17 protein-coding genes are annotated in these 14903 nt (G+C 69.4%); 14 read left to right on the forward strand and 3 right to left on the reverse strand.

What is annotated here, in order from left to right:
- Window positions 1-157 precede the first annotated feature (157 nt).
- The 7 genes from FM051_RS25220 to FM051_RS25250 all read left to right on the forward strand — a co-directional run bounded on the left by FM051_RS25220 (window position 158) and on the right by FM051_RS25250 (window position 5186).
- Window positions 158-616 (forward strand): hypothetical protein, encoded by a 459-nt coding sequence (locus FM051_RS25220; RefSeq protein ID WP_158847434.1) that lies wholly within the window; start codon window positions 158-160, stop codon window positions 614-616.
- The gene (locus FM051_RS25225) at window positions 588-839 is read left to right on the forward strand and encodes a hypothetical protein (protein ID WP_158847436.1); all 252 of its coding nucleotides are present in this window, start codon (window positions 588-590) and stop codon (window positions 837-839) included. Before FM051_RS25220 ends, FM051_RS25225 begins: the two co-directional genes overlap by 29 nt.
- Window positions 840-855: 16 nt before the next feature.
- Complete coding sequence (locus tag FM051_RS25230; protein WP_158847438.1) at window positions 856-1113, forward strand: hypothetical protein; 258 nt, start codon at window positions 856-858, stop codon at window positions 1111-1113.
- Window positions 1114-1469: 356 nt separating this feature from the next.
- Complete coding sequence (locus FM051_RS25235) at window positions 1470-1898, forward strand: hypothetical protein (RefSeq protein ID WP_158847440.1); 429 nt, start codon at window positions 1470-1472, stop codon at window positions 1896-1898.
- A gap of 97 nt (window positions 1899-1995) precedes the next feature.
- Window positions 1996-3174 (forward strand): hypothetical protein, encoded by a 1179-nt coding sequence (locus tag FM051_RS25240; RefSeq protein WP_158847442.1) that lies wholly within the window; start codon window positions 1996-1998, stop codon window positions 3172-3174.
- Between the two features lie 90 nt (window positions 3175-3264).
- Window positions 3265-4821, forward strand: coding sequence for a glycosyltransferase family 87 protein (locus tag FM051_RS25245; protein ID WP_158847444.1), 1557 nt, complete (start codon window positions 3265-3267; stop codon window positions 4819-4821).
- A 29-nt stretch (window positions 4822-4850) separates the two neighbouring features.
- The gene (locus FM051_RS25250) at window positions 4851-5186 is read left to right on the forward strand and encodes a hypothetical protein (protein WP_158847446.1); all 336 of its coding nucleotides are present in this window, start codon (window positions 4851-4853) and stop codon (window positions 5184-5186) included.
- On the opposite strand, the gene FM051_RS25255 is transcribed toward FM051_RS25250, so the two are convergent.
- From FM051_RS25255 to FM051_RS25265, 3 genes are all read right to left on the reverse strand, one after another.
- Window positions 5183-5350 carry a DUF397 domain-containing protein gene (locus FM051_RS25255; RefSeq protein ID WP_158847448.1) on the reverse strand — a complete coding sequence of 56 codons (168 nt, stop codon included), beginning with the start codon at window positions 5348-5350 and terminating at the stop codon, window positions 5183-5185. The two genes, FM051_RS25250 and FM051_RS25255, sit on opposite strands and share 4 nt — an antisense overlap.
- Window positions 5351-5613: 263 nt before the next feature.
- Window positions 5614-7023, reverse strand: a complete 1410-nt coding sequence (locus tag FM051_RS25260; protein ID WP_158847450.1) for a glycosyltransferase family 87 protein — start codon at window positions 7021-7023, stop codon at window positions 5614-5616.
- Window positions 7020-7790 (reverse strand): deoxyribonuclease IV, encoded by a 771-nt coding sequence (locus FM051_RS25265; protein ID WP_158847452.1) that lies wholly within the window; start codon window positions 7788-7790, stop codon window positions 7020-7022. The genes FM051_RS25260 and FM051_RS25265 overlap by 4 nt, the downstream gene beginning before the upstream one ends.
- A 166-nt stretch (window positions 7791-7956) precedes the next feature.
- On the opposite strand from FM051_RS25265, the gene FM051_RS25270 reads away from it, so the two are divergent.
- The 7 genes from FM051_RS25270 (at window position 7957) to dnaB (ending at window position 14767) form a co-directional block, all read left to right on the forward strand.
- A complete protein-coding gene (locus FM051_RS25270) occupies window positions 7957-8952 on the forward strand; it encodes a hypothetical protein (protein ID WP_158847454.1) in 996 nt (331 codons plus the stop codon).
- A 109-nt stretch (window positions 8953-9061) separates the two neighbouring features.
- Window positions 9062-9994: a trypsin-like serine peptidase gene (locus tag FM051_RS25275; RefSeq protein WP_158847456.1), complete on the forward strand. Its 933-nt coding sequence runs from the start codon at window positions 9062-9064 to the stop codon at window positions 9992-9994.
- A 138-nt stretch (window positions 9995-10132) separates the two neighbouring features.
- A complete protein-coding gene (gene rpsF, locus FM051_RS25280; protein ID WP_158847523.1) occupies window positions 10133-10483 on the forward strand; it encodes a 30S ribosomal protein S6 in 351 nt (116 codons plus the stop codon).
- A 13-nt stretch (window positions 10484-10496) separates the two neighbouring features.
- Window positions 10497-10997: a single-stranded DNA-binding protein gene (locus FM051_RS25285; RefSeq protein ID WP_158847458.1), complete on the forward strand. Its 501-nt coding sequence runs from the start codon at window positions 10497-10499 to the stop codon at window positions 10995-10997.
- Window positions 10998-11049: 52 nt separating this feature from the next.
- On the forward strand, window positions 11050-11289 hold the full coding sequence (rpsR, locus tag FM051_RS25290) for a 30S ribosomal protein S18 (protein WP_015805710.1): 240 nt from the start codon (window positions 11050-11052) through the stop codon (window positions 11287-11289).
- 13 nt (window positions 11290-11302) lie between these two features.
- On the forward strand, window positions 11303-11761 hold the full coding sequence (rplI, locus tag FM051_RS25295; protein ID WP_158847525.1) for a 50S ribosomal protein L9: 459 nt from the start codon (window positions 11303-11305) through the stop codon (window positions 11759-11761).
- 411 nt (window positions 11762-12172) lie between these two features.
- Window positions 12173-14767 carry a replicative DNA helicase gene (dnaB, locus tag FM051_RS25300; RefSeq protein ID WP_202919003.1) on the forward strand — a complete coding sequence of 865 codons (2595 nt, stop codon included), beginning with the start codon at window positions 12173-12175 and terminating at the stop codon, window positions 14765-14767.
- Window positions 14768-14903: the final 136 nt, after the last annotated feature.

The following is a 14903-nucleotide window of genomic DNA, read 5'->3' on the forward strand; positions in this document are numbered from 1 at the left end:
ACCGCGAACAAACGCGTCATCACGGTCGGAGCAATTCCGGCCGTGATGGCGCGTGTCCCTGGAACACCCACAAAGGGAAACGCATCGTGATGCAAGCAGCAGAGATGACAATCGGGCGGCGCGGTCGCACTGCGCCAACGAGCTGCTCCGGTTCTGGGTGCGGCTGGGCGCGTTCATGTTCAACGGCGTTCCCGAGGTGGTCCTGGGCTCGGTGGCCCCCGACGGGAACGGCTCCGAGGACATCGCCTTCGACGCGGTCGCCTTCGTGCCGATCAGCGGCGACTACCACGAGGAGACCGTGGAGGCCGTGGCCGTGTTCGACGAGGACCAGAACATCGACACCCCGCTGGCGGCGTCATGGCTGGCGGGCACCCTCGGCGACCGGGTCAAGCCGTACGACTGGGGCACCAGGACGTCCGGCGACATGATGGCGTTGTCGGGTTGCTCGACCGCGACGAGCGGCTGCCTGCCGCCGGCGACGAAGGCGGCGGCTTCCCGGTGGCGCGACGAGGTGCTCGCGGCGGGCAGCACCGGTGCTGGTCAGCAGTCTGATGCCGGACCAGTACCTGTACCACGACGGTCGGGCGATGGACCGGACCGGTCGCTACTCCGGTAGCAACCAGCCCGTCTCCAAGGGTGACTTCTTCCGGTTCAGCGCCGTGCCCGAGCTCTCGTCGGCGACGGCGTACGGCCTCTGCAGCGCGGTTTCGTCGCAGGAGCGGTTCGGCAACCCGTGGGAGATCAACCCGATGGTCCCGACCGACGCCGGGATCAACCCACCGTTCAAGAAGTTCTGCTCGCTCGGGACACTGGTACCGGATCCGGGCCACAGCGGCTGACCGGGAGGACGAACAAGTGGGACTGATCGTGCTCGCGCTGGCGTTCGTCGCCGCGGCGATCTGGGCCGTGGTGGCGCTCGCGCCGGTGCGGAACGTGCCGGCGCGGCTGGCCCTGTTCGCCGTGCACGTCGGGCTGTCCGCGTGGGCGGTGGCCGCGACCGCCGCCGAGTTCGGTGCGTCCGACGACCTCGTCCTGACGTGCGCGATCGTCGGGCCGGGAGTGCTGGTGGTGTTCGCCCGGCTGGGCGCGCTGCTGGTCCGGCGGAACGGCTGACGGCGCGGCGGGGGTTCTTCGGGACCCCCGCCGCGTCAGATCGGTGCGCCGGGGTTCGGCGCGTTCGACCGGACTGTTCGGCTCACCGACTGGTCGTCGCTGTCCTGCGGCAGGACGGCACGTTCATCAAAAGAAACAGCAGGGGATTTGTCAGCGGTCATGGATCCGCACCGGGTGGTTGACGCCTGACGATGCCGGACTGCTCGACATTCGGCGGGGTTTCAATCCGTTGACATAGAGCGGCCAGCCGGTTTACGTTGACTACCAGGCGCTACGGAGCGTCAACATCAGGGGGGCCTGATGAATTCTTTTTCATTGCGCGCTGTCGCTTCCGCGCAAACACCGGAAGGAAACAAGTGCGATTCATCCGCATGCTCTCCGCAATTTTCCTGACACTGGCCGCCCTCACCGCGGTCGGTGCCGGCCAGGCCGGCGCGCAACCGATCTCCGAGGTGCCGATCAGCATCGCCCAGATCGGTGAGAGCTGCGCGAACATCGGCAACGGCGACGTGTGCATCAGAATCGGGGACCGCTACGACGGCAATCACGCCGACATCACGGTCTGGTACGACAAGCACGCCGGCGCACCGGTCACGATCCGACTGCGCTACGCCGGCGGGGGCAATGGCTACGACGAGGGCGCGTTCACCATTTCGGCGGGCGAGGTCCGCGGTTACATCTGGCGCCACGTGTACCTGTGGGACAACTGCTACTACGGGCAGATCATGACTGGCCCGCCGCCGAACTACACGCCGATCGTCACCGGTGGCCACGTCTGCATCTGACCCTGGTGACCTGATAGTCCGAGGAATTGCACCGCCACCGGAGGCCGCGCCGGGCTTCGGTGGCGGTCACCGAGAAGGACAACAGGAGTTGTTTGTCATGCGAAAAAACATTGTCGTCACCGTGGGACTGCTCGCCGCGGGGGTCGCGCTGCTGGGTGTCCAACCCGCCGGCGCCGACACGACCGGGCCGATCGACCTGGGCACGCTGCCCGGCGGCACGGAGAGCAAGGCGGTCGACATCAGCGAGACCGGTGTGATCGTGGGTGAGGCGACCACGGCCGGTGGCCAGACGCACGCCGTGCGCTGGGGCGCGGACCACGCCATCAGACAGCTCGGCACGCTGGCGGGCAGCACGTGGAGCACCGCCGTCGACGTCAACGACGCCGGCACGGTGGTCGTCGGCGTCGCACAGTTGTCGGGTCAGCGGCGGCCGGTCCGCTGGGACGCGAACGGCGCGATCACCGCCCTGCCGCTGCTGCCCGGCGGCGCCAGAGGCGAGGTGGTGGCGGTCAACGCGTCGGGCGTCGCGGTCGGCCACTCGTTCGCGGCGGACGGCCGGTCGCACGCGGTGAAGTGGGCCGCCGACGGCACGGTCACCGACCTGGGCGTGCTGCCCGGCGGCTCCTACCCGCCGGGTGAGCCGGTCGTGAGCGACCGGGCGTCGTCGATCAACGACGCCGGCGTCGTCGTCGGCGCGGTCTACACGGCCGACGCCAAGGAGCACGCGGTGCGTTGGGACGCGAGCGGCGCGATCAGCGAACTCGGCGTGCCGGGCGGCGGGCGTGCCCGGGCGCAGTTCGTGAACGGGGCCGGCGACGTGGTCGGGTCGTTCCAGACCACTGCGGGGCCGACAGTGCCGGTGCGGTGGACCGGCGCGGGCACGAGCGCGCTGAGCATGGCGGGCAGGAACTTCTACGAGCTGGTGGGGCTGAACGAGACGGGCGTCGTCGCGGGCAACGCCGGGGTCGGCCGCCAGCTCTACCTGGGCTTGTCCTGGGACGCGGCCGGGCAGCTCACCGAACTGCCCCCGTTGGCGGGTGACGTGTCGAGCCGTGCCGTGGACGTGACCGAGGACGGTTCCGTCGTCGGCAACTCCTCCTCGGCCGGTGAGACCGACCGCCCGGTGCGCTGGACCGGTGACGTCGCTCAGCAACTCGGCGCACCGGCCGGTGCGACCTCGGCCAGCGTGGTCGGGGCGAACGACGGCGGCGCGGTCGTCGGCCTCGCGATCTTGCCCGGGTTCGTGGCGCACGCCGTGCTCTGGCCTGCGAGCTGACCCGCGGGCCCGCCACGAACCTTCGGGGTTCGTGGCGGGCCTGGGCCGGACCTCACGACCTCCGTCGGCCGGTGCCCGTAGCATCCCTGCGTGGCCAGCCCCTCGCATCCCTCGCAGGCGAACGCCGACGACACCGATTCGCTCGGTCCCGAAGAGCGGGTCAACCCGACCTGGACCGAACCGCTGGCGCGGGCGGCGAGCAAGCCGCTCGGCGGGCCGGTCGGCCGGCACGCGTCGGTCGGGCGGCAGTGGTTCTGGACGCCGTTGCGGGTGGTGCTGCTGTTCGCGGTCGTCACGCTGGCGCTGGCGTGGTTCCAGAAATCGCCGTGCATCCAGCAGTACGTGGACGACAACGGCGTGGTGCAGCTCGACTGGCGGGGCAGCAAGCAGTTCACCGCCATGTGCTACTCGGACACCGTGCCGCTGTACACGGCGGAGCGGTTGGACAAGCCGGACACGTTCCCCTACAAGACGTCCTGGGTCGACGACGAGGGCAAGCCGACGGCGCACGTGCGGTACATGGAGTACCCGGTGCTGACGGGCATGTTCCAGTTGCTCAACGCGCGCATGGCGCAGGGGTGGACGGCGATCGCCGCGTCCGGGTGGCTGCCTTCACCCATGACGGTGATCGTGTACTTCAACATCACCGCGCTGTGGTTGGCGCTGGCGTGGCTGGTGACCGCCTACGCGGTGGCGCAGCTGGCCAGGCGACGGCCGTACGACGCGGTGCTGGTGGCGGTGTCGCCGCTGGTCATCGTGCACGCGTTCACCAACTTCGACACGTTGGCGACGGCGTTCGCGACGGCGGGCATGCTGGCGTGGGCGCGGAAGAAGCCGGTGCTCGCGGGAGTGCTGCTGGGGTTGGGCGGCGCGGCGAAGCTGTACCCGTTGTTCCTGCTCGGGCCGTTGCTGTTGCTGTGCTGGCGGTCGGACCGGCTGCGGGCCGGGTTGACGACGTTGGGCGCGACGCTGGCGACGTGGGCGCTGGTGAACGCGCCGATCGCGTTGCTGTACCCGGACGGGTGGCGTGAGTTCTTCCGGCTGAACACCGAACGCGGGGTCGACCCGGACTCGCTGTACAACGTGGTCGCGCAGTGGACCGGGTGGCCCGGCTTCGACCCGGGGTTGCCGCACGGGCAGGCGCCGGAGGTGTTGAACGCGGTCAGCGCGGTGCTGTTCCTGGTGTGCTGCGCGGCGGTCGGGTTCGTGGCCATGTCCGCGCCGCGCCGGCCGAGGTTCGCGCAGCTGGCGTTCCTCGTGGTGGCGGCGTTCCTGCTGACGAACAAGGTGTGGAGCCCGCAGTACTCGCTGTGGCTCGTGCCGCTCGCGGTGCTCGCGTTGCCCCGGTGGAAGCTGCTGCTGGCGTGGATGGCGCTGGACGCGTTCGTCTGGGTGCCGCGGATGTTCTTCTACCTGGGTGAGGAGAACAAGGGGCTGCCGATCGACTGGTTCCTGGGCGCGGTGGTGGCGCGTGACATCGCGGTGATCGTGCTGTGCGCGTTCATCGTGCGCGAGATCTACCGGCCGGCGTTGGACAAGGTGCGCCAGACCGGGGACGACGACCCGTGCGGCGGTTTCATCGACGGCGCGCCGGACCGTTTCGTGCTCCGGTTCCGCCGCCGGGCGAAGGTGGACCAGCCGGCCTAACGTGCGCATAAGCGCATAGGAGGCCGCAGATGACCGCGACGATCGAGCACCAGCAGGCAGAGGAACACCGCCACACCCACGGTCCCGGCTGCGGGCACGACGCCGTGCTGCACGAGAACCACGTCGACTACGTGCACGACGGCCACCTGCACCACGAGCACGCCACGAAGACCGGCGTGCACTACGACGAGTGCACGCGGTGTGCGTGCGAGGGTTGCGGTGACTTCTGCGCGGCGTGCGACTGTGCGGACTGCACGTGCGAGACGTGCAACCACGCCACGTGCTCGTGCGCGAACTGCTCGGACGCGTGCTCGTCGTGCACCTGTGACGACTGCACCTGCACGACGTGCGCGCACGCGGCCTAGCGCAGCCGGGTCAGAAAGCTCCGCCACGCCCGCGGGCTGACAGCGAGCCGGTCGCCTTCAGGGTTCTTGGAATCCCGAAGGCCGACCGTCCGCTCGCCGTACGCGACCTCGACGCACTCTTGGCCGGCAGTGCTGTAGCTGCTCTTGCGCCACGCCAAGGTCATGTCGGCCCCTCACGTCAGTAGGGGATCGTCTCCCCTGACAGCTCGTCGATCACGCGACCGATCAACTTCCGTGATAGGCGTTCATGCCGTCGACATAGAAGACGGCGCGACCCACAGGGTCTCCAGTTGAACAGCCGGTCCAGGAGCGGCCAATATCCTATTGGCATACGACGTCGGTCACGGCCGACAGGGTGGCCCCCTCGGGGGCCACATTTTTTGCCCGGAGTGCGCCGGGCCGACACGGTGGCTAGTTGCCCTGCTCCTCAGGCGGCAGGTGCGGAGGCGGGGCGTCGGCGGCGGGTGGGTTTGCGGTCGGCGAAGGTGACTTCGGAGCGCAGGAAGACGACGAACAGCGCGACCAGCAGTGCGGCACGGCCCCAGACGCCGATCACCACGGCCTGCGCGGAGAACCCGTCGTAGATGCCCGACGGCTCACCGAACTCGATCGCGTAGTACCAGCGGAAGATGCCGACGCCCATGGCGAAGTCCGCCGCGAAGTACGCCGCCACCCAACCCCAGTTCACCCGCAGCAGCACGAACATCGGCACCAGCCACAACGTGTACTGCGGCGAGTGCACCTTGTGCAGCAACAGGAACCCGCACAGCATCGCCGCCGACACCGGCACCCACGGGTAGCTGCCCTCGCGCGAGTACCGCCGCCACCCGATCCAGCACGCCAGCACGAACGACGCCACGATCCCGACCGGCGACAGCACACCGACCACCGACTGCATGGTGGCGTCCGACATGAACGGCCGCATCGACCAGAACCAGATCGAGTTCGTGGTGATGTCCACCCGCCGCAGGCCCTGGAACGCGAACGACGCCTTCCAGCCCTCCAACCCGACCACCACGAACGGCAGGTTGATCAGCACCACCGTCACGATGGACGCCAGCGCGACCTTCACCGCGCCCGCCACGTCGTACCGCGACCCGCGCGGCAGCGAACGGCCACCCGGCCCACCGGTCAGCACGTACAAGCAGAGCGGCAGCACGAAGATCGCCGGGTAGATCTTGAACGCGAACCCGATGCCCAACAGCACCGACGCGACCACCGCGCGTTCCACCAACGGCCGCTCGCGCCGTCCCCAACCCCGGTGCACGACGTACACCGCCGCCACCGCGCAGAACACGACCGGCAGGTCCCAGTTGTGGAACGCGTACAGCACCATCGGCGGGCCGAGCGCCCAGATCAGCGCCCGCCACCGGCTCAGCTTGCCCAGCAGCCACCCGGTGGCCAGCCCGAACGGCGCCATCAGCAACGCCGAGAACAGCAGGAACGCCGCGTCGGTGTGCGCGAAGATCGCGCCGGCCCAGATCAGCAGCCCGGTCAGCACCGGGTACTCGACCACGCCCCCGATCAGCACGCCCTTGCTGTTGATGCTGCCGTGCACGTACGGGAACACGTGCCGGTCGACGTCACGGCCGATCCACAGGTGCTGGATGTCCGAATAGCAGACCTCGGCCTTGTTGCGCTCCTCGTAGTCCGGCGCGCTGCGGCCCCACTGGTCGAACTCCGGACCCGTGCACCGGTCCTTGTTGAGGAAGCCGACGAACATCGTCAGCCCGCACAGGAGGACGACCGCGGCGAGCGCGACCCGCCCGAACCGCGGCGACCGCGGCCCGGCGTCCGCGCGCTCGGGCACGGCCACCACCTCCCGTGTCACGCTCATCGGCCCAAGTGCTCGCGGAGGAACGCGATGTCCTCCGCTTGGCCTTCGTCCGGCGTCTCGACCAGCACCGGTGAGCCGGCGGCGGCGGCCACCGCGACCAGCTGCTCGGGGTCGATCGTGCCGGACGCGATGTTGGCGTGCCGGTCGCGCGAGGAGCCGAACTCGTCGCGCGAGCTGTTGAGGTGGACCAGGTCGATGCGGCCGGTGACGGCCTTGACCCGGTCCACGATGCCGACCAGGTCCTCACCGGAGGCGAACGCGTGGCACGTGTCGAGGCAGAACCCGGCGTCGAACTCGCCGACCGCGTCCCACAGCCTGCCGAGCATGTCGAACGTCCGCGCCATGGCGTTCTCGCCGCCGGCGGTGTTCTCGATCAGGATCGGCACGGCGAACCCGCCGCTCTCCGCCTGCCGCTCGAACATCTTCCGCCAGTTCGAGATGCCCTCGTTCGGGTCCTCGCCCTTGGTGACGTGCCCGCCGTGCACGATCAGGCCCTTGGCGCCGACCTTCGCCGCCGCCTCGGCGTGCTGGAGCACGATCTTCCGGGACGGGATGCGGATGCGGTTGTTGAGCGACGCGACGTTCGCCAGGTACGGCGCGTGGATGAAAACGTCCAGGTCGGAGGCCAGCAACCCCTCTGTTTGCGGGTGCGGCTTCGGCGCCTTCCACCCCTGCGGGTCGGCCAGGAAGAACTGCACCACGTCGGCGCCGCGATCGACGGCGGCGCCGAGCGGGTCGTCGTCGCGGACGTGGGCCCCGATGCGCATGACTGTGCAGGGTAGTCGTGCGCCGCAACGCCCCGCCGACCGCCGCCGATACCAAAATTGTCATCCAGGGGGGATGGCCGCCGTCACGATCAGGACCTACGCTCGTTACTTGCAAGTAGGAACAGATGTTCGCAAGGGATGGGCGCGGCACGCCAGGAGGCCAGACATGCGGACCCGGCTCACTCGACTGCTGAGCGCGGCCGGTGTCGTTTTCGCGGTCGGCGCGGTCGGTGCCGCCGCCGGTTCCGGGTCGGCCGTGGCCGCCGAACCCATCGTCGTGGGCGACTGCGCGGCCACCGTGCAGGGCGCGCCCGGCACGCCGGTGTCGCTGAGCCCGGCCGCCGTGCTCGACCCCGTGGTGCAGCTGATCCGGGCGATCCCGCTGCTCGGGCCGCCGCTCGCGGACCCGTTCCGGCAGGCGTTCTCGGCCCTGCCGCCCATCCCGATCGGCGCGATCCCCACCGGCTCCGGCGTCATCACCGGCGGCGAGATCGCGGACAAGGTCAACGCCGAGCTGGTCAAGCTGCCGCTGCTCGGACCGGTCATCGTCACCCTCTCCAACGGCGTGCGCACCGAGCTGACCAAGGTGTGCGGCGTCACCGTGCAGGCCGCCAACACCGCCGTCGCGCCCGTCCAGGACGGGTCGAAGGCGCTCGCGGACGTCTCCGAGCAGGCCACCGGCGTGTTGCCGGGTCTGCCCGGCACCACGCCTGCGCCGAACCAGCCGCCGAAGACCGGCCGGCCTGGCACCGACCCCGGCGCCGATCCGGGTACCGCTCCTGGCAACCCGAGCCCGGTCAGCCCGGTCGGCGGCGTCGGCGGGCCGGAGGTGCCGCTGTACGGGTCGAGCCCGTGGGGCTCCAACTTCGGCCGCGTGCCGCTGTTCAGCTACGGCTCCCTGCCGTTCGCCATGCCCGGCCTGTACGCGCCGTCGCCCGGCGTGCGCTACGGCGGCGGCGTGAGCGGCTACCGGCCCGGTTACGGGCTGCCCGGCGCGACCGACTCGGACGGCGTGCAGACCGCGGGCCGGGCCCAGGCGCTGCCCGGCAGCGGCCGGATGGGCGGGGGCGTTGCGGCTCCCGTGCTGATGGCCGTGCTGCTGCTGTCCTGCGTGACGGGTGCGCTCGTCCGGACGTGGGTGCTGCGGCGCGCGCTCGCTTGAGCCGCCCTCTTGAGTCGCCATAAGGGCGAATCCGGCGCGAGTTCTTCCTGCATCTGCTCTCTGCCTCACCACGTCCGGCGGTGGAAGCGTTCTCAGGGTGACCCGACGAATGCTCTCCGCTTTGTGCTTGGCCGCGGCGTTGACCGCGGTGCAGACCACGACGGCGGCCGCGGCGCCGGCCCTCGACCCGAACACCCCGATCTCCGACGACGGCCGCATCGGCTCCCAGATCCAGCAGATCCAGCAGATCGACCAGATCCCGACCGGCCGACGCCTCACCACCGCCGGATCGGCGGGCACCGGCAACCCGGCCGACGCCAAGGGCGTGCGGCCGGTCACCGGCACCGGACCGCGCGTGGTGGCACCCGACGAGTTCTCCACCGAGTCGATCATCGCGCCGGACCAGCGCACCCAGGTCACCAACACCACCACCTACCCGGCCCGCGCCAACGTCTACTTCACCTACAGAAAGCCCAACGGCTCCACGAGCTGGTGCACGGGCTGGATGTACGCGGCGAACGCGGTCGCGACGGCGGGCCACTGCGTCTACTCCGGCGGCACCGGCGGTGCGTGGAACACCAACTTCACCGTCTACCCCGGCCGCAACGGCAGCTCGTCGCCGTACGGCAGCTGCGGCGTGTCCACCGCGTTCAGCGTCACCGGGTGGACGCAGAGCGCGAGCGCCGAGTACGACTACGCGGCACTCAAGCTCACCTGCACCGTCGGCAACACCACCGGCTGGTACGGCCTGCGCTGGACCACCGGCTCGTTCAACGGCACCGCCGTCAGCAGCGCGGGCTACCCGCAGGACAAGGCGTCGGCGACGCAGTGGTTCACGTCCAGCACGGTCAGCGCCACCTACACCCGCCAGCTGGCCTACCACCTGGACACCGTGGGCGGGCAGAGCGGTTCGGCGGTCTACACCAGCGGCTGCACCACGTTCTGCGCGTTGGCCGTTCACGCGTACGGCTACGGCGACCACAACCGGGGGACCCGGATCACCGAAGCGGCGTACAACAACTTCGACAACTGGAAGCTCTGAGCCGCTCTGAGCTGCCCGAACAGGCCCTGGGGGAGTACGAGCCCCTGGGCCTGTTACTCTTCGTGAGTTGCTGACGCGACGACCCTCCTGCCACGGAACGTCCGTGGCCGCCGAGTCCACAGGAGGTGAGTGGTCTTCATGCGTCATTACGAAGTGATGGTCATCCTCGACCCCAGTCTCGACGAGCGCACGATCGCGCCGTCCCTTGACACGTTCCTCAACGTCATCCGCACCACGGGTGGCAACGTGGAAAAGGTCGAAGTGTGGGGCAAGCGCCGGCTGAGCTTCGAGATCAACAAGAACGCCGAGGGCATCTACGCCGTCCTCGACCTGATCTCGAGCCCCGACGCGGTGAAGGAACTGGACCGCCAGCTCGGTCTCCAGGAGACGGTGCTCCGGACGAAGGTCATCCGCCGCGAGCCCGCCAAGGCCGCGAAGACCGCCGCTCGGATCGCTGCCAAGGCCGCGGCCAAGTCTTCCAAGGCCTAGGAGCTCTCCGACCATGGCAGGCGAGACGACGATCACGGTGGTCGGGAACCTGACCGCCGATCCCGAACTCCGCTTCACCCAGTCCGGCGCCGCGGTGGCGAGCTTCACCGTGGCATCCACCCCTCGCACGTTCGACAAGGCGAGCGGTGAGTGGAAGGACGGGGAGGCGCTGTTCCTGCGGTGCAACGTGTGGCGTCAGGTCGCGGAGAACGTGGCCGAGTCGCTCACCCGCGGTTCGCGCGTGCTCGTGACCGGGCGGCTGCGCCAGCGTTCCTTCGAGACGAAGGAAGGCGAAAAGCGCACCGTCATCGAGCTTGAGGTCGACGAGATCGGCCCCTCGCTGCGCTACGCGACCGCGAAGGTCAACAAGGTGAGCCGTGGAGACGGCGGCGGCGGCTTCGGCGGCGGCGGTCAGTCTCGCGGTGGCGGCGGCGGTGGCGCTCCGGCGGACGACCCGTGGGGCTCCGCGCCCCCGGCCGGCTCCGGTGGCTTCGCCGACGAGCCCCCCTTCTAGACCCGGCACCGGTCCACTCCACACTTCACTGCGTAATACCAGGAGTTCACACATGGCCAAGCCGCCTGTGCGCAAGCCCAAGAAGAAGGTCTGCGCGTTCTGCAAGGACAAGAACGCCAACCTCATCGACTACAAGGACACCACCCTGCTCCGGAAGTACATCTCGGACCGGGGCAAGATCCGCGCCCGCCGGGTCACCGGCAACTGCTCCCAGCACCAGCGCGACGTCGCGGTCGCCGTCAAGAACGCCCGCGAGATGGCGCTGCTGCCCTACACCTCGACCGCTCGCTGAGAAAGGGGACGGCATCGTGAAGCTCATCCTCACCGCTGACGTGACCGGCCTCGGCGGCCCCGGCGACATCGTCGAGGTCAAGGACGGCTACGGCCGCAACTACCTGCTGCCCCGCGGCCTGGCGATCGTCGCCACCAAGGGCGCGGCCAAGCAGGTGGAGGTCATCCGCCGGGCGCAGGAGTCCCGCCGGGTCCGCGACCTGGACCACGCCAAGGAGATCAAGGCCTCGCTCGAGGGCCTGGGCTCCGTGACGCTGAAGGCCAAGGCCGCGGCGGGTTCGAAGAAGCTGTTCGGCTCCGTCACCACGTCCGACGTCGTGTCGGCCGTGCGTGCCGCGGGCGGCCCCACGCTCGACAAGCGGGCCGTCGAGATCGCGGGTCACATCAAGACCCTCGGCAAGCACTCGGTGAGCGTCCGGCTCCACCCGGAGGTCACCGTGTCGCTGTCCGTCGAGGTCGCGAACGCGAGCTGAAACACCCCCGGAAGCGCCGTTCGACCAGGTGTTCTGGTCGGGCGGCGCTTTCGCTCGTCTGGCTGTGGACAACTCGTGTTACACGTTGTGCGCGACACGCCGTGTCGGCGGTAACACGCGACACGCCGAAGGTGTGGCGAACGAGTTTTCCACAAACTTGTCCACAGGGTCTGACCTGGTAAAACTTTTTTCTGGACCCGAGTTGTACCCAAGTTGTCCACAGCTTTCCCCAATCTTGTGGTCAGCTCGGCGTGACCATCCCCAAGCTGTCCACCGAGTTGTCCACAGGCGCGTTTGCCTAGGCCATCCAGGTGGCTCTAGCGTCGCTGGATCGCCGAACGTGGCGTCGCGGAAATTGTCGGACCCACGAGGTACAACATCCGCACGGCAGCAGATTGGGGTGAGCTCACGGTGGCGCTGGTGGACGACCGGGGCATGGCCGAGCCCGGCTTCGAACGGCAGCCGCCGCAGGACCTCGCCGCGGAGCAGTCCGTGCTCGGCGGCATGCTGCTGAGCAAGGACGCGATCGCCGACGTGGTCGAGGTCCTGGCGCCCAACGACTTCTACCGGCCCGCGCACCAGGCCGTGTACGACTGCATCCTCGACCTGTACGGGCGGGGCGAGCCGGCGGACCCGATCACGGTGTCGGCCGAGCTGGAGCGCCGGGGCGAGCTGCTGCGCGTGGGCGGCGCCCCGTACCTGCACACCCTGATCGCCACCGTGCCGACGGCGGCCAACGCGTCCTACTACGCCGAGATCGTGGCCGAGAAGGCCGTGCTGCGGCGGTTGGTGGAGGCCGGCACGAGGATCGTGCAGCTCGGCTACAACGGCGCCGAGGGCGCCGACGTGGACGAGGTGGTCGACCGGGCGCAGGCGGCGATCTACGAGGTCACCGAGCGCCGCACCACCGAGGACTACGTGGTGCTGGAGGAACTGCTCCAGCCGACCATGGACGAGATCGACGCCATCGCCTCGCGCGGCGGGTCGTCCCTCGGCATCCCCACCGGCTTCGCCGACCTGGACGAGCTGACCAACGGCCTGCACCCCGGCCAGATGATCATCGTCGCGGCACGACCCGGCGTCGGCAAGGCGCTCGCGCTCGACACCCCGCTCGCCACGCCGACCGGGTGGACGACCATGGGCGAGGTCGCGGTCGGCGACCGGCTCATCGGTGCGGACGGTCGGCCGACGACCGTGGTGGCCGCGACCGACGTGATGCGCGGCAGGCCGTGCTACGAGGTCGAGTTCTCCGACGGCTCGGTGCTCGTGGCCGATGCCGAACACCAGTGGCTCACCGAGACGCGGGCCTCACGTCGTTCGGCGCAGGAGGCCGCGGCCGTGCCCCGGCGCAGCCGGCGCACCTTCGGTGAAGTCCGCACCACGCGCGAGATCGCCGCGACCCTGCGCTGCGAAACGGCGGACCGGCGGCTGAACCACTCGGTGACCAACACCGAACCACTGGACCTGCCCGACGCATCGCTGCCGGTCGGTCCGTACACCCTCGGCGCGTGGCTGGGCGACGGTCATTCCGCGGGCGCCAGGTTCACCACGGCGGATCCCGAGATCGCGTGGAACATCGAGGCCGACGGCTACGACGTGGTGCCGCAGAGCGGACTGGCCTACAGCATCAGGCTGCCCGCGACCGGTGCACCAGAGACACGCGATTGCGTGGTCTGCGGAACTCCTTTCACGCCCAAGACCGCACAGGTCAAGACGTGTGGCCGCAGCTGCGGCGGCAAGTCGCGTTTCACGTCGGGCCCCGTGCCGGCGCCGACCTGCCCGGACTGCGGTGGGCCGTCGTGCGGCCTGCGCCGGTGCCAGGACTGCCACAACGACCACGGGACCGTTCAGGCGCTCCTCCGCAGCCTCGGTGTGCTCGGCGACAAGCACATCCCGGCGGCCTACCTCCGGGCGTCCGTCGCACAACGGCGCGCGCTGCTGGCCGGGCTGCTCGACACCGACGGCACGGTGACGGCCGGTGGGTCCGTGCAGTTCTCGGTGACCGACCAACGCCTCGCCGAAGACGTTCGCGAACTGGTGGTGAGCCTCGGCTACCGGTGCTCGACCAGCACCAAGCAGGTTCGCGGCGACCGGTCTTCCACCGCCTACACCCTGACCTTCGGCACCGATGACGACGTGTTCCGGTTGGAGCGCAAGCGGCTGGTCCTGAAGGAACGGCGGCGCGCCAAGAGCGCCGTTCGGACGGGGGCGCGGTTCATCGTCGACGTGCGTCCGATCCCCAGTGTGCCGGTGCGCTGCGTGGAGGTGGACAACCACGACCACCTGTACCTCGCCGGCCGATCGATGATCCCGACCCACAACTCCACGCTGGGACTGGACTTTGCCAGGTCGTGCTCGGTGAAGCACGGGTTGACCAGCGCGATCTTCTCGCTGGAGATGTCGCGCACCGAGATCGTCATGCGCATGTTGTCGGCCGAGGCGCGGATCCGGCTCGGTGACATGCGCGGTGGGCGGATGAGCGACGACGACTGGACCAGGCTCGCCCGGCGGATGAGCGAGATCAGCGAGGCGCCGCTGTTCGTCGACGACTCGCCGAACCTGACCATGATGGAGATCCGGGCCAAGGCGCGGCGGTTGAAGCAGCGCCACGACCTGCGGCTGGTGGTGGTCGACTACCTCCAGCTGATGTCGTCGGGCAAGCGCACCGAGTCCCGTCAGCAGGAGGTGTCGGAGTTCTCCCGAAACCTCAAGCTGATCGCCAAGGAACTCGAGGTGCCGGTCATCGCGATCAGCCAGCTGAACCGCGGTCCGGAGCAACGGACCGACAAGCGACCGCAGCTCTCCGACCTGCGTGAATCGGGCTCGCTGGAGCAGGACGCCGACATGGTGATCCTGATCAACCGCCCGGACGCCTGGGAACGCGACGACCCGCGCGCGGGCGAGGCGGACCTGATCATCGCCAAGCACCGCGCCGGCCCGACCGCCACCATCACCGTCGCCCACCAACTCCACTACAGCCGCTTCGCCGACCTCGCCCAGGGCTGACCGGCTTTTGTGTAGGATCTCAAATCTCACTTCATATTCTCACGGCCGACTTCGTCTCGGCTTCATGAATGAAGTCGGGTTTGAGACAGGCGCCCCGAGCAAGATCGGTTGCTGGTACTCGTGGTCCATGTGGTCG

Source organism: Saccharothrix deserti (genome assembly GCF_009769385.1).
Classification (GTDB): Bacteria; Actinomycetota; Actinomycetes; order Mycobacteriales; family Pseudonocardiaceae; genus Actinosynnema; species Actinosynnema deserti.